Source organism: Nocardioides sp. NPDC000445, from assembly GCF_040300245.1.
In the GTDB taxonomy this organism is placed as follows: Bacteria; Actinomycetota; Actinomycetes; order Propionibacteriales; family Nocardioidaceae; genus Nocardioides.
This window is the reverse complement of record NZ_JBEPDH010000006.1, coordinates 44,378-65,770: the sequence shown is the minus strand read 5'-3', so window position 1 is coordinate 65,770 and position 21,393 is coordinate 44,378. Positions and strand designations below refer to the sequence as shown.

Sequence of the window (21,393 nt, the reverse complement as noted above, 5' to 3'; positions counted from 1 at the left end):
ACTGGCCTAGAGGAGCGGCAGGTCGTAGTAGCGCGAGATGGCTGCGAAGTCCTCGACCGAGAGACTCGCCCCGCCGACCAGCGCCCCGTCGACGTCGGCCTCCTGCATCAGCGCGGCCACGTTGTTGGGCTTCACCGAGCCGCCGTAGAGGATGCGTACGCCATCGGCGATCTCCGCGCCGTAGCTCTTCTCGAGCTGGTCCCGAATGCCCGCACAGACCTCCTGAGCGTCCTGCGCGGTGGCCGTCTCCCCCGTGCCGATCGCCCAGACCGGCTCGTAGGCGATCACGACCTGGCCGACCTCGGCGTCGGTGAGCCCGGCCAGCGAACCCTCGACCTGGGCGGTGCAGTGGTCGAGGTGGTTGCCGGCCTGGCGGACCTCGAGGCCCTCGCCGACGCAGACGATCGGGACCATGTTGTGCTTGAGCGCGATCTTGGCCTTGAGCGCGACGATCTCGTCGGTCTCGCCGTAGTGCTCACGACGCTCGGAGTGACCCACGATCACGTAGGAGCAGCCGAGCTTGGCCAGCATCGCGGCCGAGACCTCGCCGGTGTAGGCGCCGGACTCCTGGGTGGAGACGTTCTGGGCACCGTAGGTGATCCGCATCTTGTCGCCGTCGACCAGCGTCTGCACCGAACGGATGTCGGTGAACGGCGGGAAGACCGCCACCTCCACGGCGGCGAAGTCGTGGCGCTTGTCGGAGAGCGTCCAGGCGAGCTTCTGGACCAGGACCACCGCTTCTTGGTGGTTGAGGTTCATCTTCCAGTTGCCGGCGATGAGCGGGGTGCGGCCCGTGGCCGGCTTCTTGGCCGCCATCAGCCCAGTCCTCCGACCACGGTCGCCTCGTCCAGCACGGCGACGCCCGGAAGGGTCTTGCCCTCCAGGTATTCGAGCGAGGCGCCGCCGCCGGTCGAGATGTGACCGAACTGGTCATCGGCGAAGCCGAGCTGGCGGATCGCCGCGGCGGAGTCGCCACCACCGACGACCGAGAGGCCGTCGATCGTGGTGAGCGCCTGGGCGACCGCGCGGGTGCCCTCGGCGAAGGCAGCCTGCTCGAAGACGCCCATCGGGCCGTTCCAGAAGACCGTCTTGGCGCCCTCGAGCGCGGCGGCATAGGCCTGGGCCGACTCCGGGCCGATGTCGAGCCCGAGCGAGTCGGCCGGGATCGCGTTGGCCGCGACCACACGGGCGGAGGCCTCGTCACCGAAGGAGTCGGCGACCACGACGTCGGTCGGCAGCAGGATCTCTACGCCGATCTCCTCGGCGCGCTCCAGGTAGCCGAGCACGGTGAGGATCTGGTCCTCCTCGAGCAGCGACTGGCCGACCTCGTAGCCCTGGGCCTTGAGGAAGGTGAAGACCATGCCGCCCCCGATGAGCAGCTTGTCCGCCTTGCCGAGCAGGTTGTCGATCACGCCGAGCTTGTCGGAGACCTTCGAGCCGCCGAGGACGACCACGTAGGGGCGCTCGGGGGTCTCGGTGAGCCGCTTGAGGACCTCGATCTCGGTGGCCACCAGGCCGCCCTGCGCGCTCGGGAGCAGCTTGGCGACGTCGTAGACGGAGGCCTGCTTGCGGTGGACCACGCCGAAGCCGTCGGAGACGAAGGCGTCGGCCAGGGCGGCGAGCTCGGCGGCGAAGGTGGCGCGCTCGATGTCGTCCTTGCTCGTCTCACCGGCGTTGAAGCGTACGTTCTCCAGCAGCGCGACCTGGCCGTCGGCGAGCCCGCCGACGACCGAGCTGGCGGAGTCGCCGACGGTGTCGGTCGCGAAGGCGACCTCGGCACCGAGCAGCTCACCGAGGCGGGTCGCCACGGGTGCCAGCGAGTAGGCCGGGTCCGGCTCTCCCTTCGGCCGACCGAGGTGGGCGACCACCACGACCTTGGCGCCGGCGTCGGCCAGCGCCTTGATCGTGGGCACCGAGGCACGGATGCGACCGTCGTCGGTGATCGTCGTGCCTTCCAACGGGACGTTGAGGTCGGAGCGCACGAGAACTCGCTTGCCCGCGACACCCTGCTCGATGAGCTGCGTGAGATTCAGAGACATAACGGGCTAGACCCTAACCTGTGAGGCAGGTCGTTGGGTCACAGGCTCGCGCCAACGTACGCCACCAGGTCACCGAGCCGGTTGGAGTAGCCCCACTCGTTGTCGTACCACGCTGCCACCTTGACCTGGTTGCCGATCACCTTGGTCAGCGGGGCGTCGAAGATCGAGGACGCCGGGTTGGTGACGATGTCGGAGGAGACGATCGGGTCGGTCGAGTAGACGAGGTACTTCCCGTCCGCGGCCTTCTCCATGATCGAGTTGATCTCCTCGACCGAGGTCTCGCGCGAGGCCTCGAAGGAGAGGTCGACGATCGAGCCGGTCGGCACCGGCACCCGCAGGGCGTAGCCGTCGAGCTTGCCCTTCAGCTCCGGCAGCACCAGACCGATCGCCTTGGCGGCGCCGGTCGAGGTGGGCACGACGTTGAGGGCGGCCGCGCGGGCGCGGCGCATGTCCTTGTGGATGTTGTCCTGAAGGTTCTGGTCGGCGGTGTAGGCGTGGACCGTGGTCATCAGGCCCTGGTTGATGCCGACGCCGTCGTTGAGCGCCTTCGCCAGCGGCGCGAGGCAGTTGGTCGTGCAGGAGGCGTTGGAGATCACCGTGTGGGCCTCGGGGTCGTAGACCGACTCGTTGACGCCCATCACGATGGTGGCGTCCTCGTTCTTGGCCGGCGCGGAGATGATCACCTTCTTCGCCCCGCCGGAGTCGATGTGGGCGCGTGCCTTGGTCGCGTCGGTGAAGAACCCGGTCGACTCGATCACGACGTCGACGTCGAGGTCCTTCCAGGGGATGTTGGCCGGGTCGCGCTCTGCGTACGCCTTGATCTCCTTGCCGTCGACGACGATCGCGTCCTCGGTGGCGGACACGTCGGCGCCGAGCGGGCCGAGGATCGAGTCGAACTTCAGCAGCGTCGCGAGGGTCGTGTTGTCGCTGAGGTCGTTCACCCCGACGATCTCGATGTCGAGGTCGGAGGCGCGCACCGCGCGGAAGAAGTTGCGGCCGATCCGGCCGAATCCGTTGATGCCTACTCGAACTGTCACGTGGACTCCTGGTTCGCGTCGAAAAGATTGTGCGCGGGATCACCCGCTGACGCCGACACTACCCAGCGCCTCTGAACAGCGGGAGACTGGGTTGGATCGTTCCAAAAGACGGACGAGTAGCAAACGGCCCGAGCCCCTCGATCAGTCGAGGGACTCGGGCCGGTCTTCAGGTCGTGGATGCTGCTCTCAGGCGTCCTCGGCGAGCATCTCCGCGGTCAGCGACGCCTCCGTGTCGGGGATGCCGAGCTCCTCGGCCCGCTTGTCGGCCATGGCCAGCAGGCGGCGGATGCGGCCGGCGATCGCGTCCTTGGTCAGCACCGGGTCGTGGAGCTGTCCGAGCTCCTCGAGCGAGGCCTGCTTGTGCTCGAGACGGAGCTTGCCGGCCTGGCGCAGGTGGTCGGGGATGTCCTCGCCGAGGATCTCCAGGGCGCGCTCGACGCGGGCACCGGCGGCGACGGCCGCACGGGCCGAGCGGCGCAGGTTGGCGTCGTCGAAGTTGGCGAGCCGGTTGGCGGTGGCGCGGACCTCCCGGCGCATCCGGCGCTCCTCCCAGGCCATCAGCGACTCGTGCGCGCCCAGGCGGGTCAGCAGCTGGCCGATCGCGTCCCCGTCGCGGATGACGACACGGTCCACGCCGCGTACCTCCCTCGGCTTCGCCGAGATGCCGATACGACGGGCGACGCCGACGAGGGCGAGGGCCGACTCCGAGCCCGGGCAGGTCACCTCCATCGAGGAGGAGCGGCCCGGCTCGGTGAGCGAGCCGTGGGCCAGGAAGGCACCGCGCCAGGCGGCCACCGCGTCGCAGGCTCCGCCCGAGACGACGGCAGGCGGAAGACCCCGCACCGGCCGGCCACGCTGGTCGAGAAGGCCGGTCTGACGCGCGAGCGCCTCACCGTCCTTGACCACGCGCACGATGTAGCGGCTGCCCTTACGGAGTCCGCTCGCCTGGATGAGAGCCACCTCTGCCTCGTGACCGAAGACGTCGGCGATGTCTCGCTTCAATCTCCTGGCGGCCAGACCGGTGTCGAGCTCAGCCTCGACCACGATCCTGCCTGCCACGATGTGGATCCCCCCAGCGAACCTCAACGTCGAGGCAACCTCTGCCTTCCGGCAGCATGTCTTGGTGATCTGAGTGGAGGCCAGCTCGGCCTTCACCTGTCCCGTCATCGCCATGCCGGAGAGTCTTTCATTGATGTCAACGACCCTCGAATCGGTTCCACGTCAGAGCACTCTGTGTGGGGGCCAGAGCGAGGCTTGCGGTGGATGGGACGGCCTAGCCATCAACCCATGACGTGCGGTCGATAAATCTCGATGCCGAGACTCGCCATTGCGATCACGTGCGGGACAGCAGTGGGATAGCGTCCGCGCGATGCCCGCTACCGAAGATTCCCCTGCTGACGACGCCCCGAACCTCGGGGGGCTCGTCGCACTCGGCCTTTGTTGCCATCCCGGCCCGTTCGGCGCTGCGATGACCCCGGAGTGGAGCGACAGCATCTCGTCTCGATTGAGCAGCGTGGGTATCCAAGTCGTTCTGCTTGGTCTGATGATCTGGATGATCATCCGCTGGTGGCGTACGCAAGAGATCCTCTTGTGGCGTGCGAACCTCGTGATCTATCCGATCGTCGGGCTCTGGATCCTCCTGACCGGCGTCCAACGTATCCGCCACGGTGCGCCCCCGATCGAAACCCAACGCGGCGTACCCGACTGGGGATACCAGCTGGATGGAGCTATCAGCTGCGTGCTCGGGATCATCGTGCTGGTCCTCTGCGCCCGCGACATCGCCCGCCACAAGCGACAGAGATCCGTCGAGCTGGCGTGAAACGTGGTCGATCCCGGGGGCTCTCGGCGGGGCGCCGTGAAGGCACAGATCGACCACTTTCGAGGAGCACGCCACACGCAGGCCGACTCAGCCCGCCCCGATCACCCTTGCGTACGCAGCGGCAAGCCGCTCCGGGTCGTGGCGAGGAGTCCCGTCGCCGACGGCGACGTCGGCGACCTCGACCTGCGCACCACACGTCTCGGCCACCCGCGACAGGTCATCGAGACCGTCGAGTGAGGAGTCGACGAGGACGGTGTGGATGCGGAGATCCGGAGCGTGGTCGAGGAGGACCGAGAGGTGCTCGGCGGGGCCGAAGCCTGTCGTCTCCCCCGGCTGCTCGCCGAGGTTGAGCACGACGACGATCTTCGCGGAGGTCGCGACCAGGGCCTCGCGCAGGGCGCGGACCATGAGGTGCGGCAGGACGGAGGTGAACCAGGAGCCGGGGCCCAGGAACACCCACTCGGCGTCGCAGATCGCCTTGACGGCGTCGGGGGCGGCCGGTGGGTTGTCGGGGACCAGCTGGATCGACTCGATCCGTCCGTCGGTGGTGGCGACCTCGACCTGCCCGCTGATCTCCAGCCTGGCCTCCGGATCGCCCGGGACCAGCCCGCTGACCTCGGCGACGATGTCCATCGGCACCAGCGCCATCGGCAGGACTCGTCCCTTGGCGCCCAGCAGGCGGCCGACCCAGTCGAGAGCCTCGACGTGGTCGCCGAGCTGCTCCCACAGGCCCACGATCAGCAGGTTGCCGAGGTTATGGCCGCGCATCTCGCCTTCGCCGGCGAAGCGGTGCTGCAGCACCTGCGCCCAGGTGTCGTCCCAGCGGTCCGCGCCGCACAGCGCGGCGAGCGCCATCCGCAGGTCGCCCGGCGGGAGCACGCCGAACTCCCGTCGGAGCCGGCCGCTGGAGCCGCCGTTGTCGGCGACCGTCACGATCGCGGTGAGCTGGTCGACGGTCAGGTCGTCGACCAGCAGCCGCAGCGCGCTCAACGACGCATGCAGTCCGTGCCCTCCCCCCAGGGCGACGACGGCCTGGGCATCTGCCCCGGGTCGGTCGGCCCCGGCCACTCTCACTCCCGCCCGAGGTCTCGGTGGATCGCCTTCGCATCCAGGCCGGCATCTCGCAGCCGCCTGGAGATCTCCTCCGCCATCGCCACGCTGCGGTGCTTGCCGCCCGTGCACCCGATCGCCACGCGCATGAACCTCTTTCCTTCGTGGAGGTAGCCCTTGGTCACTCCGATGAGCACCGGAACATACCCGCTCAGGAACTCCTCCGCACCAGGGCGCGAGTAGACGTAGGCGGCGACGTCGGGGTTGTCACGTCCGTTGCCGTCCTTCAGCTCCGGCACCCAGTGCGGGTTGGGCAGGAAACGCATGTCGGCCATGAAGTCGGCGTCGACCGGGATCCCGTACTTGAACCCGAAGCTCACCACCGACACCTTCAGGGTGGTGCGCTCAGGAGTGCCGAACGCCTCCGCGATCCGCGCGGTGAGCTGGTGCACGTTGAGCTGGGTCGTGTCGATGACGAGGTCGGCGGCGCCACGCAGGTTGGCCAGCACGACCCGCTCCCGCTCGAGCGCGTCCAGCAGCCGCTCGTTGCCCCGCTGCATCGGGTGCGGCCGCCGCGCGGCCTCCTGACGGCGTACCAGCGTGTCGTCGGCGGCGTCGAGGAAGACCAGCGTCGTACGCCGCCCGGTGGCTCCCTTCGCCACGATCTCCTCGAGCTCGGCGAAGAAGGACCCCGAACGTACGTCGGTCACGACGGCCACCGGCTGCTCCGGGCCGCGGGCCGCGTCGACCCGCTCGACCACCTGCGGGAGCAGGCTCGGCGGCAGGTTGTCGACGACGTAGTAGCCGAGGTCCTCCAACTCCTTGGCGGCGGTGCTCCGCCCGGCACCGGTCATGCCGGTGATGACGACGACCTCCCCCTTGTGCATGACCTACTCCTCGATGATCTCGCCGGTGGTGACGTTGATGGCCCCAACCTTGCCATTCTTCGCGCTCTGCTCCACAGCGGTCTTGATCGCTGTCGCGGTGCCGGGGCCGATGCCGGGCACCTGAGCGATCTCCTCGACGGTCGCCGCCTTGAGCTTCTTGAGCGAGCCGAAGTGCTTCATCAGCGTCTTGCGGCGCACCTCGCCGAGGCCGGGTACGTCGTCGAGCAGGCTCTCCACCATGGACTTCGACCGACGCCCGCGATGGTGGGTGATGGCGAACCGGTGTGCCTCGTCGCGGACCCGCTGCAGCAGGTAGAGACCCTCGGAGCTGCGCGGCAGGATCACCGGGTCCTCCTCGTCGGGGACCCAGACCTCCTCGAGGCGCTTGGCCAGGCCGACGACCGGGATGTCGTCGATGCCGAGCTCGGCCAGGGCCCGCTGCGCGGCCGCCACCTGGGGAGCGCCGCCGTCGACGACGACCAGGCCGGGGGCGTAGGCGAACTTGCGAGGCCGGCCGGTCTCCGGGTCGACCAGCATCGGACCGCTGGCCCCCTCGACTTCCGTGGAGACGATCGATGTCGACTGCTCGTCGAGGAGCCGCTTGAACCGCCGGGTGATCACCTCGTGCATCGCCTTGACGTCGTCGGAGCCGTCCTGGCCCTTGATGATGAACCGCCGGTATTCCGACTTGCGGGCCAGGCCGTCCTCGAAGACCACCATGCTGGCCACGATCTCGGTGCCCTGCAGGTGGGAGATGTCGTAGCACTCGATCCGCAGCGGCACCTCGTCGAGCTCGAGCGCCTCCTGGATCTCCTCGAGTGCCCGGTTGCGGGTGGTGAGGTCGCTGGCGCGCTTGGTCTTGTGGAGCGCGAGGGCCTGCTTGGCGTTGTTGGCGACGGTCTCCTGGAGCGTCTTCTTGTCGCCGCGCTGCGGGACCCGGATCCTGACCTTCGCCTTCCGAACGTCCGAGAGCAGATCCTCGAAGGTCTCATGGTCGGGCGGGAGCGCCGGGACGAGGATCTCGCGCGGGATCGCCTCCGCGTCCTCGCCGGCGTAGAGCTGGAGCAGGAAGTGCTCGACCAGACCGGCGGTGTCGGCGTCATCCATCCGGTCCGCCACCCAGCCGCGCTGGCCCTTGATGCGGCCGCCGCGTACGTAGAAGATCTGCACGCCGACCTCGAGCGGGTCCTCGGCCAGGGCGATCACGTCGGCGTCGGCACCGTCGCCGAGCACCACCGCCTGCTTCTCCAGGGCACGCTGCATCGCGGCGAGGTCGTCACGCAGCCGCGCGGCCTTCTCGAAGTCGAGGGCCTCGGACGCGGCGTACATCTCCTTCTCGATCCGCTTGGTGAAGGTCGTGGTGTGGCCGGCCATGAAATCGCAGAAGTCGTCGACGATCTCGCGGTGCTCCTCGGCGGAGATGTTGCCGACGCACGGGGCGGTGCACTTGTCGATGTAGCCGAGCAGGCAGGGACGGCCGATCTGCTGCGAGCGCTTGAAGACGCCGTTGCTGCACGAGCGCATCGGGAAGACCCGCAGCAGGATGTCGACGGTCTCGCGGATCGCCCAGGCGTGCCCGTAGGGGCCGAAGTAGCGGGTGCCCTTGCGCTTGGCCCCGCGACCGACCATGACCCGCGGGAACTCGTCGGAGACGGTGACCGCGAGCCAGGGGTAGGACTTGTCGTCGCGGTACTTGACGTTGAACCGCGGGTCGAACTCCTTGATCCAGGTGTACTCGAGCTGGAGCGCCTCGATGTCGTTGTTGACCGTCGTCCACTCGACGCTGGCCGCGGTGGTCACCATCGTGGCCGTGCGCGGGTGGAGACTGGGGATCGGCTGGAAGTAGTTCGCGAGCCGTTGACGCAGGTTGATCGCCTTGCCGACGTAGATCACCCGCCCCTTGGGATCGCGGAACCGGTAGACCCCGGGCTGGGTCGGGATGCTCCCAGCTTTCGGGCGATAGCTCTGCGGATCGGGCACGTCCGCCAGCCTATCGGCGAGCACCGACAGGCTGGCGGTACGTGGACGTGCCCAGGTCGGCTAGCCCAACAGCTCCACCTCCGAGAGCGTGATCGGCTCGCCGGACGTCCCGGTGAACTCGATCCGGATCCGGTTGAACCTCGACTCCGACTCGAGCTTGAACGGCCGGGTGGCCTGCTGCCAGGCGAACTCCTCACCCGAGCGCCGGTCGAGCACCTTCCAGTCCCTGCCGTCGTTCGACCCCTTCACGACCCAGCCGCTCGGCGAGCGGCCGTCGGCGCCGTTGGTGAGGGTGTAGAACGACACTGGCACCTTGGTCCCGGAGAACCGGTACTCCACCCAGCCGTCGCCGGCCACGGTCGTCTGCGTCCCGGAGTCGTTGTCCACCAGTCTCTCCCCGTCGTTGCCGCTGGCCGAGACCGTGCCCTTGCCCGCACCTGACTTGTCGGCGATCGGCGTGGCCGGCTCCGAGCCGGTGGTCAGCGAGGGCGGGACGGCGCTGGGCGAGGTGCCCCAGCGCGACGGCTTCGAGCCCATGTCGAACTCGATGGTGCCGCCGTCGGCGAGCTCCTGGTGGGAGACGTACGTCTTGTCCCAGGTCTTGCCGTCGATCGTGACGCCCTGGACGTAGATGTTCTCGTTGCTGTTCTTCGGTGCCTTGATCACCAGGTCCTTGCCGCCCTCGAGGTGGAGGGTGGCCTTGGTGAACTGCGGCGAGCCGAGCACGAGGTTCTCGCTGCCCATCTGGAGCGGGTAGAGACCGAGGGCGGCGAAGAGGTACCACGCCGAGATCTCGCCGTTGTCCTCGTCGCCGGCGTAGCCCTGCCCGATCTCGGAGCCGGTGTACATCCGGCGCAGGGTCTCGCGGACGATCTCCTGCGTCTTCCAGGGCTGCCCGGTGTAGCTGTACATCCACGGGATGTGGTGGCTGACCTGGTTGGAGAAGCCCCACTGCCCCATGCGTACGTCACGGGCCTCACGGATCTCGTGGATGATGCCGCCGTAGGAGCCCGGGTACTCCCCCGTCTCCGGGGTCGCGAAGAACGTGTCCAGCTTCTTCGCGAGCCCGCCGCGACCGCCGTAGAGGTTGGCCAGGCCCTGGCCGTCCTGCGGGGTGTGGAACGCGAAGTTCCACCCGTTGGTCTCGGTGTAGTCGTGGTCGCTGCCCCAGATCAGCGGGTTGTAGTCGGCCGGCGACTTCTTGAACGTGCCGTCGGCGTTGCGGCCCTGGAAGAAGCCCACCTTGGTGTCGAAGGTGTTGACGTAGTTGCGGGCCCGGCCGAGGAAGTACTCCGACTCCTCCCGCAGCCGCTTGCGCTCGGCCGAGGAGATCCCGTCACGCTCGGCGAGCTTCGCGGCCATGTTCCCGATGCCGTAGTCGTTGATGTAGCCCTCGAGCCCCCAGGAGACGCCCTCGCTCACGGCAGCGGGCGTGTAGCCGAGGAAGACCGAGGTCTGCATGCCCTTGCGGCCGACGTTGGAGTTGGTCGCGGAGCCCGGCGGCCGGACGGTGGCGTTCTTCACGGCGGCCGCGTAGGCGGCCTCCGCGTCGATGCCTTCGACGCCCTTGACGTACGCGTCGGCGAAGGAGACGTCCGAGCTGGTGCCGGTCATCAGGTTGGCGTAGCCCGGCGAGGACCAGCGCGAGATCCAGCCGTTGTCCTTGTACTGCTGCACGAAGCCGTTGACCATCTCGGCCGCCTGGCTCGGCTCCAGGAGCGAGTAGGCCGCCCAGGTGGTGCGGTAGGTGTCCCAGAAGCCGTTGTTCACATAGACCTTGCCGTCCACGATGTCTGCCCCGGTGTGGGTGGGCGTGGTGCCCGGCGGGTTGGTGTCACCGGAGGTGGACTGCACGGCGTGCTTCCAGACCGGCTCGTCCTCGGTGCCGGTGTTCTCGTGGCCCGAGTTCGGGTAGAGGAAGAGCCGGGCGAGGTTGGAGTAGACGGTCGTCTTCTGGTCCTCGGTCGCACCCTGGATGTCGAGCACGTCGAGCTTGTCCTGCCACAGCGCCTTCGCCTTCTCCTTGACCGTGTCGAAGGAGTCGTCGCCGACCTCGAGCTCGAGGTTGCGCTTGGCCTGGTCGATGCCGATCAGGCTCGTGGCGATGCGCATCGTCACGGTCCGGTCCGCGCCGGCGTCGAACGCGAGATGGCCCTGGACGTTCGGGCGCTCGCCGGTGGCGTACTTGCCGCCGCCGGTGACCGGCTGGTCGAAGGTCGCGTAGACGTACATCCGGGTCGCGCCGTTGGACAGACCACTGCGGGTATCGGTGAAGCCGGTCAGCGTCCCGGCCGCCGGGTCGAGGGTCAGCCCGCCGTCGTTGTTGACGTTGTCGAACACCAGCCGCGCGGAGTCGCCGGGGTAGGTGAACCGGAAGACGGCCGCATGGTCGGTCGGTGCGATCTCGGCGCTCTGCCCGTTGTCGAAGCCGACCTTGTAGTAGTGAGGACGGGCGGTCTCGTTCTCGTGCTCGAAGGTGAGCTCACGCGCGTTGCGGCCCGGGTCGGGGACGCCCTCGGCGGCCGACGGCATCACCTGGAAGGTCTGCCGGTCACCCATCCACGGGCTGGTCTCATGGCTCAGCGTCAGCGCCTGCAGGCTGGTCCGGTTCTGGGCGTCGTTGTCCTGGTGGTAGCGGTAGAACCAGGACAGCGAGCCGGCGTTGGTCATCGGCGCCCAGAAGTTGAAGCCGTGCGGGACCGCGGTCGCGGGGATGTTGTTGCCCCGCGAGAAGCTTCCGCTGGACTGGGTGCCACGCGTGGTGACGGCGTAGTCGACGCGGCTGGTCCCCTCCGGCTCCTCCGGGGACGCGGTGATCTCGATGTCGTCGTACCAGCCGCGGAACTTCGTCGGGCCGCTCGGGGCGTCGACGGCGACCAGGATCCGGTCGATCGTCCTGCCCGCGGCGACCTCGCCGATGACGGAGGTCTTCTTGTTCCACTGGTTGGTGTAGAGCGACTTCGACTCGCCCTGGCCCTGCGGGGACAGTACGTAGCCCTGCTCATCGAGCGCGCCGAGCTCCGAGAGCAGGGTACCGTCGGTGAAGGCCAGGTCGACGGCCGTGTAGGTGCTCGGGTAGCTCAGGTCGCCCTCGATGAACTCCGGGAAGACCAAGTAGGACAGCTCGGTCTCGTCGCCGACCGGGATGTCGACGTCGAAGACGCGGTTGTAGGAGTGGCCCTTGTCGGCGGTGATCTTGCCGGCGTACTCGAAGGCGTGCACGCCGGTGAAGCCGACCTTCGACTTCGCGGCGTACGCCGAGGCCGGACCGTCGTCGGGGTGGCTGGTCATGTTCTTCAGCGGCGGCGGGGGCTCGGAGCCGTCGGAGAGCTGCCACTCGGCCAGCTGGATGATGCCGCCGCTCTGGTTGGCGGAGATGTCGATGCGGTAGTGGGAGTACGCCTGCGGTGAGGCGATCTCGAACTCACGGGTCTGGAAGCGCTCGTTCCAGGACTGGCCGGTGCGGGTGTCGACGGTCGTCCAGGTCTGGCCGTCGGTGGAGCCCTGGATCACCCAGTTCTTGGGGTCACGTTCGGCGGCGTCGTTGGCCGAGGTGAGGGCGTACCTGACGACGTTGACGGGCTGGTCGAGCTCGATCTGCACCCAGCCGGTGGTCGCGAAGGTGAGCCACTTGGTGTTGATGTCACCGTCGACGAGCTCGGCGGCCCCCTCGCCCGAGCCCGAGTTCTCTCCGCTGGCGGTGACGCCGGTGATGTGCTCGGAGATGTCGCCGGGGATGCCGAAGGGGTCCGGTCCGGTGACGCCCGCGGTGCGGGGACTGCCGTCGTCGTCGGTGTCGACGAGGTCGGCCCAGGTGGGCTGCGGGTCGTCCTCCTCGAAGGAGGTCGACCAGTCACCACCCTCGGCGGCCTGCTGGGGATCGGCGGTGTCGCTCTTCGGGGCCGAGGGCTCAGGGGCCTCCGGCGTCGCGAGCGCTGGTGCGGTGCCGCTCATCGCGGCCATCAGCGCCGCCGTCGCGGCGATCATCGCGGCCAGGCGGGCCCGGCCTCTCGTTCTGCGTGGTACGTCCCAACGATGCATCGGTGTGATCTCCTTCACATGGGGGCCATCCCAGATGGAACCGTGAGATGACAACGTTGTCAACGACGTTTCCAAAGGATTTACGCGTGCCCCGTGTGCATGCCTCGCGATTCGTGCCGACACACGGGAAGATTCGAGACATCGTTGTCGCGCTCGGATCCACGTCTACGCTGAGCACGTGGCATCACCCTCGTCCGAGCAGACCCGTCAGCAGCGCCGCCCGACCATGAAGGACGTCGCGGCGTCGGCCGGGGTGAGCCTGAAGACCGTCTCGCGGGTGGTCAACGGCGAGTCGAACGTCAACGACGACCTACGCGCGGCAGTGCTCGAGTCGATCGCCGCGCTCGGCTTCCGGCGCAACGCCAGCGCCCGCGATCTCCGGCAGGGACGGTCGGGCACCGTCGGGCTGCTGCTCGAGGACGTGGCCGACCCGTTCTACTCGATCCTGTCCCGCGCGGTCGAGGAGGTCGCCCGGGAGCACGGGACGATGGTCTTCGCCGGGTCCTCGGCCGAGGACCCCGGCCGGGAGCGCGAGCTCGCTCTCGCGTTCTGCGAGCGACGCGTCGACGGGCTGATCGTCGTGCCGGCCGGCACCAGCCACTCCTACCTCCTCCCCGAGATGCGGGCCGGCATCCCGGTCGTGTTCGTCGACCGGCCGCCCGGGGACATCGAGGCCGACATGATCCTCACCGACAACCGCGGTGGCAGCCGGCGCGGCGTGGAGCATCTGCTCTCCCACGGACATCGCCGCATCGGCTTCATCGGAGACGCACCGGAGATCTACACCGCCGGCGAGCGCCTGCGCGGCTACCGCGAGGCGCTCGAGGCCGCCGGGATCCCCTTCTCCGACGATCTCGTCACGCAGGCGCCCCCGTCGCCCGCGTCGACCGCCGACGCACTGGACCGGCTGCTCGACGGACCGTCACCGGCGACGGCGCTGTTGTGCGGCAACAGCCGCACCACCGTCAGCGTGCTCCGCGAGCTCTCCCGGCGCTCAACGCGACTGGCCCTGGTCGGGTTCGACGACGTCGAGCTCGGTGACCTCCTCCAGCCGGGCCTCACCGTCGTCGCCCAGGATCCCGGTGCGATGGGTGCGGCCGCCGCGCGACTCCTCTTCCAGCGCATCGCCGGCGACACCGCAGGCCCACCCCAGACGGTCACCATCGGCGCCCGGCTGATCCCCCGGGGCTCCGGCGAGCTCCCGGCTCCCTGACTCTGGGGAAATCTGCCGCGCCGGCCTGGGTTTTAAAGTCTAGTGGTCTAGTATGGTTATGTGCCTTGTCGTGACCGCTACGGATACGCGCTGACCACCAGTGACGAAGCCGCCCTGGCCTACTCCCAGGGGCTGCTCGACGTGCTTCGTCTACGGGACGGCGCCCTCGCCTCCTTCGCGGCCTCGATCGTTCTCGACCCGACGTTCGCGCTCGGACACGCCGCGCTGGCACTGCTCGGCCACGAGATGTGCGCGCCCGTCGACGTCGGCGCTCGCCTGAAGCAGGCACGGCTGCACGCCCGGCGGGCGACCGAGCGCGAGCGCAGCCACGTGCATGCGGTCGAGGCCCACATCGGCGGAAATCCGCGGCCACTGATCGACCACCTGGCGGCTTTCCCGCGAGACGCGCTGCTGCTCTCGACCGCTGTACCGACCATCGCCTTCGCCGGGGCCACCGAGGTGCCCGAGGAGGCGTGGGCGATCGTCGAGCGCGCCAGGCCCGCCTACGGTGACGACTGGTGGTTCGCCGGCCTGCTCGCTTTCGTACGCCAGGAGCAGCGCCGCTTCGACGACGCGATGTCGCTCTCCTGCGCCTCGCTGGCGGTGGAGCCCGGCGCCGGGCACTCCGCCCACGCCCGCGCACACGCCCACTACGAGACCGGGGACCACGAGGCCGGTCTCACCTGGATGTCCTCGTGGGTGCTCGGCGACGGCGCCCAGATCGACTCGCTCTCCCACTTCTCCTGGCACGCCGCGTTGCACGAGCTCTCGCTGGGCGACCTGGAAGCCGTACGCCGCCGCTACGAGACCCAGCTCCAGCCCGGCCACGCGCTGGGCTGCCGGGCGCTGGTCGACTCCGGCTCGTTGCTCTTCCGGTGGGCGCTCACGCCGGGTGCTCACGACGTGCCCGACATCGCCGAGGTCGTACGCGTCACCGGCCGCGAGACGATGATCCGGCCCGCCACCCCGTTCCTGGCGATGCACACCGCGGTCACGCATCTCGCCACCGGTGACGCCGGTGCACTGGACGAGCTGAGGTCGTGGGCCGCCGGGCACGTACATCCGACCATGGCCACGGTCGTCTCCCCGCTCGCCGAGGCGCTGGGGCTGATGGCCCGCGACGAGAACTCGGCTGCCGCCGACCGGCTCGCTGCGCTCGCGCCGTCGATCCGCCGTCTCGGCGGCTCCGACGCGCAGCGGGAGATCATCGAGGAGGCTCGCATCGCCGCCCTGCTCCGCGCCGACCGCTGGGACGAGGCCCGGGTGCTGCTCGATGCCCGTCTCAGCCGCCGCCGCTCCCCACGCGACGAGCTGTGGCGAGCACAGGCCCTCGCACGCGCCTGAAGCACCCCAGGCCGAGGCTCAGCTGGGAACGATCTCGCCGTCGGTGACCTCGAACGCGACCTCCTCCAGTGCACTCGTCGCCGGTCCCTGCGTCACCGAGCCGTCCTCGATCGAGAACCGGCTGCCGTGACACGGGCAGTCGATGGTGCCACCGGCGACCTTCGTGACCGGGCAGCTCCGGTGGGTGCAGATCGCGGAGAAGACCTTGAACGTGCCCTCGGTCGGCTGGGTGGCCACCAAGTTGCGGTCGGCGACGATCACTCCTCCGCCGACCGGGACCTCGCTGGTCGCGACCAGCGGGCCGCTGCCACCTGACCCGCCGTCACCCGAGGAGCCGGTGTCGCCGTCACCGCTGCCGCATGCTGCCAGGAGAGGGACGCCGACCGCGGTCATCGCGGTGCCGGTGACGACCTTCCGCCGGGTGATTCGAGATTCACTCATGCCGCCCAGAATAGGCGCGCCGGCAACGCACGTCCCCCGCCGAGCGCAAACCTTCTGGCAAATCTCGATCTCGGGTCAGGACGCGCTGACCTTCTTCCGCGTCGCCGGTGTCTTCTTGGCGGGTGTCTTCTTGGTCGCCGTCTTCTTGGCCGGCTCTGCCTTCGCCTTCACCGGCTTGTCAGGCGGCTGCTCGGCGGCCTTGCCGTCGAGCAGCGGGGCGAGGAAGCCGCCGGTGTGGCTGCCAGGGGTCGCGGCGACGGTCTCGGGAGTGCCCTCGGCGATCACCGTGCCGCCACGGTTGCCGCCCTCCGGACCCATGTCGATGATCCAGTCGGCGGTCTTGATCACGTCGAGGTTGTGCTCGATCACCAGCACCGTGTTGCCCTTGTCGACCAGCGAGGAGAGCACGCCGATGAGCTTGCGGATGTCCTCGAAGTGGAGGCCGGTCGTCGGCTCGTCGAGGACGTAGAGGGTCTTGCCGGTCGAGCGCTTCTGCAGCTCGGCGGAGAGCTTGACCCGCTGTGCCTCACCACCGGACAGGGTGGTCGCGGGCTGCCCCAGCCGCACATAGCCCAGGCCGACCTCGACCAGGGTCTTCATGTGGCGCGCGATCGCGGGCACGGCGGCGAAGAACTCCACCGCCTCCTCGATCGGCATGTCGAGCACCTCGGCGATCGACTTGCCCTTGTAGTGGACCTCGAGCGTCTCGCGGTTGTAGCGCGCACCGTGGCAGACCTCGCACGGGACGTACACGTCGGGCAGGAAGTTCATCTCGATCTTGATCGTGCCGTCACCCGAGCAGGCCTCGCAGCGGCCGCCCTTGACGTTGAACGAGAACCGGCCCTGCAGGTAGCCCCGCATCTTGGCCTCCGGGGTGGAGGCGAAGAGCTTGCGGATGTGGTCGAAGACGCCGGTGTAGGTGGCCGGGTTGGACCGCGGCGTACGCCCGATCGGGGACTGGTCGACGTGGATCACCTTGTCGACGTTGTCCAGGCCGGAGATCTTGGTGTGGCGGCCCGGAACGGTGCGGGCGCGGTAGAACTCCTTGGCCAGGGCGGTGTAGAGGATGTCGTTGACGAGCGTCGACTTGCCCGAGCCGGAGACGCCGGTGACCGCGAGGAAGAGCCCCAGCGGGAAGGTGACGTCGATGTCCTTGAGGTTGTTCTCCTTGGCACCGTGGACGGTCAGCTCGCGCCCGGCGGTGCGGGGGCGGCGTACGGCCGGGACGGCGATCTCGCGGCGACCCGCCAGGTACTGACCGGTCACCGACTGCTCGTTGGCGAGCAGCTCCTTGACGGTGCCGGAGTGGATCACCTGGCCGCCGTGCTCGCCCGCGCCGGGGCCGATGTCGACGACCCAGTCGGCGACCTTGATGGTGTCCTCGTCGTGCTCGACGACGATCAGGGTGTTGCCGAGCCGCTTGAGCCGCTCGAGGGTCTCGATCAGCCGGTGGTTGTCGCGCTGGTGGAGGCCGATGGAGGGCTCGTCGAGCACGTAGAGGACGCCGACCAGGCCGGACCCGATCTGGGTCGCCAGCCGGATCCGCTGGGCCTCACCGCCGGAGAGCGATCCCGAGGGCCGTTCCAGGGAGAGATAGTCGAGGCCGACGTCGAGGAGGAAGCGCAGCCGCGCCTGGATCTCCTTAAGGACCTGCTCGGCGATCTGCCGCTCCCGGCCGCTGAGCTCGACCTGGTCGAGCCACTCCGCAGCCTCGTTGATCGGCAGCGCGCACAGCTCGGCGATGTTGAGCCCGCCCTCGCTCCGCTCCCCCAGCGTCACCGAGGTCGAGACGGGCTTGAGCCGGGTGCCCTTGCAGGTCGGGCACGGCACCTGGCGCATGTAGCCCTCGAAGCGCTCCCGGGTGGTGTCGGACTCGGCCTCCTTGTGGCGGCGCTCCACCCAGCGGCGTACGCCCTCGAACTCGGCGTCGTAGGAACGGCGGCGGCCGTAGCGGTTGACCGAGACCACGTGCACCTTGCGTCCGTGACCGTCGAGGATCGCCTTCTGGCCGGCGGCCGGGATGTCGTCCCAGGGGGTGTCCAGGTCGAAGCCGAGCTCACCGCCGAGGGCCTCCAGGAGGCGCAGGAAGTATTCGGCGACGTGGGCCTGGGACCAGGGCTGCAGCGCACCCTCGGCGAGGGTTGCTGCCGGGTTGGGGACGACCAGCTCGGGGTCGACCTCCATCCGCGTGCCGAGGCCCGTGCAGGCCGGGCAGGCGCCGAACGGCGAGTTGAACGAGAACGACCGCGGCTCGAGCTCGTCGGTGTCGAGCAGGTGGTCGTTGGGACACGACATCCGCTCGGAGAACTTCATCTGCTCGCCGGTGTCGACGAAGTCGAAGACGACCAGACCGCCGGCCAGCTCCAGCGCGGTCTCGACCGAGTCGGTCAGCCGCCGCTTGGAGGACTCCTTGACCGCGAGCCGGTCGATGACCACCTCGATGGTGTGCTTCTTCTGCTTCTCCAGCTTGGGCGGCGCGTCGAGCTGGTGGGTCTCGCCGTCGACCCTCACCCGGGAGTAGCCCTGCTGCTGCAGCTGGCTGAAGAGCTCGACGTACTCCCCCTTGCGGGCCCGGATCACCGGGCTCAGCACCTGGAAGCGGCGCCCCTCCTCCAGCGTGAGCACGTGGTCGACGATCTGCTGCGGCGTCTGCCGCTCGATCGGCGCGCCGCAGGTCGGGCAGTGCGGACGGCCCGCGCGCGCGTAGAGCAGACGCAGGTAGTCGTAGACCTCGGTGATGGTGCCGACCGTCGAGCGCGGGTTCTTCGAGGTCGACTTCTGGTCGATCGACACCGCCGGGGAGAGCCCCTCGATGAAGTCGACGTCGGGCTTGTCCATCTGACCGAGGAACTGTCGAGCGTAGGCAGACAGCGACTCGACGTAGCGACGCTGACCCTCCGCGAAGATGGTGTCGAACGCGAGGCTCGACTTCCCGCTTCCGGACAGGCCGGTGAACACGATCATCGAGTCCCGAGGCAGGTCGAGGGAGACATCCTTGAGGTTGTGCTCCCGGGCTCCCCGGATGATCAGCTGCTGCTCCGCCACGTTCTTTCCTCGTCCAGTGCTTATCGCATCGCGCTACTGCGTCGAACAGATGTTCGCATCATACGACGCTGGGAAGACTCCCAGACGGCACCCTCTCACGGAGCACCGACATTTTACTTCTGGTCGTGTCCGACGTGCTTGCATAGGCGTATGAGCGATGCCCCTACCACTTATACAGGCGCGGTGAAACCGGGCGGCCCGGCCGACGTACGCGAGCTCGGCCGGCTGACCGTCACGAAGGTCGCCGTCGACGCGCAGATGTCCAACAACTGCTACCTGCTGCGCTGCCGAACCACCGGCGAGCAGCTCCTCGTCGACGCCGCGACCGAGCCGGAGACCCTGCTCCCCCTCATCGGCGGCGAGCTGGCCACCGTCGTCACCACCCACCAGCACTGGGACCACCACCGAGCCCTGGCCGACGTGACCGCCGCAACCGGAGCCGCCACGCTCGCCGGCGAGCCCGATGCCGCCGCGATCACGGAGGCCACCGGCGTACCCATCTCTCGCACGCTCTCCCACGGAGACACGGTCGCCGTGGGCGACTGCACCCTCGAGGTCATCGCACTGCGCGGGCACACGCCCGGGTCGGTCGCTCTCGTCTACCGCGACCCCGAGGGCACGCCTCACCTGTGGACCGGTGACAGCCTCTTCCCGGGCGGCGTCGGAAACACGCAGCAGGATCCCGTACGTTTCACCCAGCTGCTCGACGACGTCGAGGAGCGCATCTTCGGCACCCTCCCCGACGAGACCTGGTTCTACCCCGGCCACGGCGACGACTCCACGCTCGGCGCCGAGCGTCCCCACCTCGCCGAGTGGCGCGAACGGGGGTGGTGACTACGGCTCCGTAGTCGGGGTCGCGGTCTCCGTCGGCGTCGGATCCGTGGACGGATCGGCCGACTCGGTCGGCTCGGCGGTCGGCTCCGGCTCCGTCGTGAGCGTGGGCCTGGAGGTGGGAGTCGAGCCGCTGGTCTCGGCGGGCTCGTCCGGCTCACGCGACGCCGTCGGCCGGTCCGGGTCGCCGGCCGTGGAGGGGTCGGTCTCCCCCGGTTCGTACGTCGAACCGTCACGATCGTCCGCGGCGCCGTGCGGACGCGCCGAATAGCCGTCGGAGGGCTCCTCCGACGGCTTCGATCCGGGCGACGGCAGCGGATCCACGTCGGGATAGACGTTCCCGACGTCCTCGTAACCCGTGACCGGGTCACGATCGGGTCGCTCAGCCTGCGCCAGGCCGGCGATCAGGACGACCACCCCGAGACCGGTGATGACCCCGCCGGTCAGGATGCCTGCCACGGCGACCTGCTTGCTCTGCAACTCGACTCCCTGTACCCGCCCCGCGCATGGTGTGGCGCACAGCGTAGGGCAGCGATGCCTCGAGCGTTACCCACCCGGGGGCATCGCGGCACCGCTCCCCGGGAGCCCGGGTCACTCGCTGGGGGTCTCGCTCGGGGACTCGCTGGGCTCGCTCGGCGACTCGGTCGGCTCACTGGGCGACTCGCTGGGGTCGCTCGGCGACTCGCTGGGGTCACTGGGGCTCTCGCTCGGCGACTGGCTGGGCTCGCTCGGCGACTCGGTCGGCCTGCCGGTCGGCCTCGGCTCCGACGGCACCTGAGTGGGTCGCGCCGGGAGCGGCGACGTGTAGCCGTCTGCCGACTCCTCGACCGACCGCGGGCTCGCCGGGACCGGCTCAGCCACCTCGGGAACCTCGCTCCCGGGACCCATCTGGCTGGGAGGACCAGCCTGCGACGGCGTCGAGGACGACTTCGACTTCTCCAGCGGTGCTACCGGCGAGACCGGGGAGATCAGGCTGACCCCGGACTCGTCCGTGGCGTAGTGATGACCTGGCTCTTCCGCTCCGGCGTTGCCGACGATCAGGCCACCAATCCCGATGCTCGTCATGGCCAGCCCCGATGCCATTCCGGCCAAGGCGATCTGCTTGCGATGCAACACGATTCCCCCGTGATACCAACGACTCGACAAGTTCTCTGGTCGTGCACAGTAGACCTACAAAGATCGAAACTGTGCGACCACTATCGGGGTGTCGGGCCTCCCTGGCAAGTCCTTGTCATCTATCGTTCGACCGATATAACCCCTGGTCGGAGCTCTGTTCGCCCGGCGCGAACGCCCCGTTCCGCCCTCGTGTGCAGCGCTAGTGTGTTGGCATGGGCGAAGTGATCAGGTTTCCCGGCCATCCGCTGCCGGACCACGACAAACCGGCGCCGCTGTGGCGTGAGGCCGCCGGCCAGGTGATCCGCGAGGAGCGGTCCCGCCAGGAGCGCACGCTCGCCGACGTCGCCGGCGATGCCGGTGTCTCGACGCAGTATCTCTCCGAGATCGAGCGCGGCCGCAAGGAGCCGAGCTCCGAGGTGCTCGAGGCGGTCGGGGGCGCGCTGGGTCTCGGCCTCGTCGACCTCACCGAGCGGGTCACCCGCACGTTGCGCGCGGGCGCCCGCCCGTCCGGCCCGATGGCTCTCGCCGCCTGACCCGGCTGGCCAGGTCG

Annotated in this window: 17 protein-coding genes; 6 read left to right on the top strand and 11 right to left on the bottom strand. The window is 69.0% G+C overall.

Going from position 1 to position 21,393, the window contains the following annotated elements:
• Positions 1-6: 6 nt before the first annotated feature.
• The 4 genes from tpiA to whiA form a co-directional block, all read right to left on the bottom strand.
• Positions 7-816 (bottom strand): triose-phosphate isomerase, encoded by an 810-nt coding sequence (gene tpiA / locus ABT304_RS09675; protein WP_350714766.1) that lies wholly within the window; start codon positions 814-816, stop codon positions 7-9.
• Positions 816-2,039 carry a phosphoglycerate kinase gene (locus tag ABT304_RS09670; protein WP_350714764.1) on the bottom strand — a complete coding sequence of 408 codons (1,224 nt, stop codon included), beginning with the start codon at positions 2,037-2,039 and terminating at the stop codon, positions 816-818. The genes tpiA and ABT304_RS09670 overlap by 1 nt, the downstream gene beginning before the upstream one ends.
• A gap of 38 nt (positions 2,040-2,077) precedes the next feature.
• Positions 2,078-3,076 (bottom strand): type I glyceraldehyde-3-phosphate dehydrogenase, encoded by a 999-nt coding sequence (gene gap, locus ABT304_RS09665; protein ID WP_160022589.1) that lies wholly within the window; start codon positions 3,074-3,076, stop codon positions 2,078-2,080.
• Between the two features lie 186 nt (positions 3,077-3,262).
• On the bottom strand, positions 3,263-4,249 hold the full coding sequence (gene whiA / locus ABT304_RS09660) for a DNA-binding protein WhiA (protein ID WP_045547796.1): 987 nt from the start codon (positions 4,247-4,249) through the stop codon (positions 3,263-3,265).
• A gap of 196 nt (positions 4,250-4,445) precedes the next feature.
• Between whiA and ABT304_RS09655 the strand changes: the two genes are divergently transcribed.
• Positions 4,446-4,895 carry a hypothetical protein gene (locus ABT304_RS09655; RefSeq protein ID WP_350714762.1) on the top strand — a complete coding sequence of 150 codons (450 nt, stop codon included), beginning with the start codon at positions 4,446-4,448 and terminating at the stop codon, positions 4,893-4,895.
• Positions 4,896-4,982: 87 nt separating this feature from the next.
• On the opposite strand, the gene ABT304_RS09650 is transcribed toward ABT304_RS09655, so the two are convergent.
• The 4 genes from ABT304_RS09650 to ABT304_RS09635 are packed head-to-tail and all read right to left on the bottom strand — an operon-like array spanning position 4,983 to position 12,799.
• Positions 4,983-5,963 (bottom strand): gluconeogenesis factor YvcK family protein, encoded by a 981-nt coding sequence (locus ABT304_RS09650; RefSeq protein ID WP_350714761.1) that lies wholly within the window; start codon positions 5,961-5,963, stop codon positions 4,983-4,985.
• 2 nt (positions 5,964-5,965) lie between these two features.
• Complete coding sequence (rapZ, locus tag ABT304_RS09645; RefSeq protein ID WP_091041005.1) at positions 5,966-6,832, bottom strand: RNase adapter RapZ; 867 nt, start codon at positions 6,830-6,832, stop codon at positions 5,966-5,968.
• A 3-nt stretch (positions 6,833-6,835) separates the two neighbouring features.
• Entirely contained in the window at positions 6,836-8,812 is a 1,977-nt protein-coding gene (gene uvrC / locus ABT304_RS09640; protein ID WP_350714759.1) for an excinuclease ABC subunit UvrC, read from the bottom strand.
• 60 nt (positions 8,813-8,872) lie between these two features.
• Positions 8,873-12,799 (bottom strand): GH92 family glycosyl hydrolase, encoded by a 3,927-nt coding sequence (locus ABT304_RS09635; protein ID WP_350714757.1) that lies wholly within the window; start codon positions 12,797-12,799, stop codon positions 8,873-8,875.
• Positions 12,800-13,031: 232 nt separating this feature from the next.
• Between ABT304_RS09635 and ABT304_RS09630 the strand changes: the two genes are divergently transcribed.
• Together ABT304_RS09630 and ABT304_RS09625 are read left to right on the top strand one after the other, a co-directional pair.
• Entirely contained in the window at positions 13,032-14,066 is a 1,035-nt protein-coding gene (locus ABT304_RS09630; protein WP_350714755.1) for a LacI family DNA-binding transcriptional regulator, read from the top strand.
• A gap of 60 nt (positions 14,067-14,126) precedes the next feature.
• Positions 14,127-15,410 (top strand): tetratricopeptide repeat protein, encoded by a 1,284-nt coding sequence (locus ABT304_RS09625; RefSeq protein ID WP_350714753.1) that lies wholly within the window; start codon positions 14,127-14,129, stop codon positions 15,408-15,410.
• An 18-nt stretch (positions 15,411-15,428) separates the two neighbouring features.
• Here the strand turns inward: ABT304_RS09625 and ABT304_RS09620 are convergent, their stop codons facing one another.
• Together ABT304_RS09620 and uvrA are read right to left on the bottom strand one after the other, a co-directional pair.
• Positions 15,429-15,851: a Rieske (2Fe-2S) protein gene (locus ABT304_RS09620; RefSeq protein WP_160022577.1), complete on the bottom strand. Its 423-nt coding sequence runs from the start codon at positions 15,849-15,851 to the stop codon at positions 15,429-15,431.
• Positions 15,852-15,926: 75 nt separating this feature from the next.
• Positions 15,927-18,896 carry an excinuclease ABC subunit UvrA gene (gene uvrA, locus ABT304_RS09615; protein WP_350714751.1) on the bottom strand — a complete coding sequence of 990 codons (2,970 nt, stop codon included), beginning with the start codon at positions 18,894-18,896 and terminating at the stop codon, positions 15,927-15,929.
• Between the two features lie 150 nt (positions 18,897-19,046).
• Between uvrA and ABT304_RS09610 the strand changes: the two genes are divergently transcribed.
• Positions 19,047-19,730, top strand: a complete 684-nt coding sequence (locus ABT304_RS09610) for an MBL fold metallo-hydrolase (protein ID WP_350714749.1) — start codon at positions 19,047-19,049, stop codon at positions 19,728-19,730.
• Here ABT304_RS09610 and ABT304_RS09605 read toward each other — a convergent pair whose 3' ends face one another.
• Entirely contained in the window at positions 19,731-20,207 is a 477-nt protein-coding gene (locus ABT304_RS09605; protein ID WP_350714747.1) for a hypothetical protein, read from the bottom strand. It lies immediately after the preceding gene.
• 31 nt (positions 20,208-20,238) lie between these two features.
• On the opposite strand from ABT304_RS09605, the gene ABT304_RS09600 reads away from it, so the two are divergent.
• Positions 20,239-20,505: a hypothetical protein gene (locus ABT304_RS09600; protein ID WP_350714746.1), complete on the top strand. Its 267-nt coding sequence runs from the start codon at positions 20,239-20,241 to the stop codon at positions 20,503-20,505.
• 550 nt (positions 20,506-21,055) lie between these two features.
• Positions 21,056-21,376: a helix-turn-helix domain-containing protein gene (locus tag ABT304_RS09595; RefSeq protein ID WP_350714745.1), complete on the top strand. Its 321-nt coding sequence runs from the start codon at positions 21,056-21,058 to the stop codon at positions 21,374-21,376.
• Positions 21,377-21,393 lie beyond the last annotated feature (17 nt).

What these genes read in the sequence shown, in the direction of transcription:
- tpiA (WP_350714766.1), bottom strand. Translation starts at nt 816, where the DNA reads ATGGCGGCCAAGAAGCCGGCCACGGGCCGCACCCCGCTCATCGCCGGC.
- ABT304_RS09670 (WP_350714764.1), bottom strand. Translation starts at nt 2,039, where the DNA reads ATGTCTCTGAATCTCACGCAGCTCATCGAGCAGGGTGTCGCGGGCAAG.
- whiA (WP_045547796.1), bottom strand. Translation starts at nt 4,249, where the DNA reads ATGGCGATGACGGGACAGGTGAAGGCCGAGCTGGCCTCCACTCAGATC.
- ABT304_RS09655 (WP_350714762.1), top strand. Translation starts at nt 4,446, where the DNA reads ATGCCCGCTACCGAAGATTCCCCTGCTGACGACGCCCCGAACCTCGGG.
- rapZ (WP_091041005.1), bottom strand. Translation starts at nt 6,832, where the DNA reads ATGCACAAGGGGGAGGTCGTCGTCATCACCGGCATGACCGGTGCCGGG.
- ABT304_RS09635 (WP_350714757.1), bottom strand. Translation starts at nt 12,799, where the DNA reads ATGATCGCCGCGACGGCGGCGCTGATGGCCGCGATGAGCGGCACCGCA.
- ABT304_RS09620 (WP_160022577.1), bottom strand. Translation starts at nt 15,851, where the DNA reads ATGAGTGAATCTCGAATCACCCGGCGGAAGGTCGTCACCGGCACCGCG.
- ABT304_RS09610 (WP_350714749.1), top strand. Translation starts at nt 19,047, where the DNA reads ATGAGCGATGCCCCTACCACTTATACAGGCGCGGTGAAACCGGGCGGC.
- ABT304_RS09595 (WP_350714745.1), top strand. Translation starts at nt 21,056, where the DNA reads ATGGGCGAAGTGATCAGGTTTCCCGGCCATCCGCTGCCGGACCACGAC.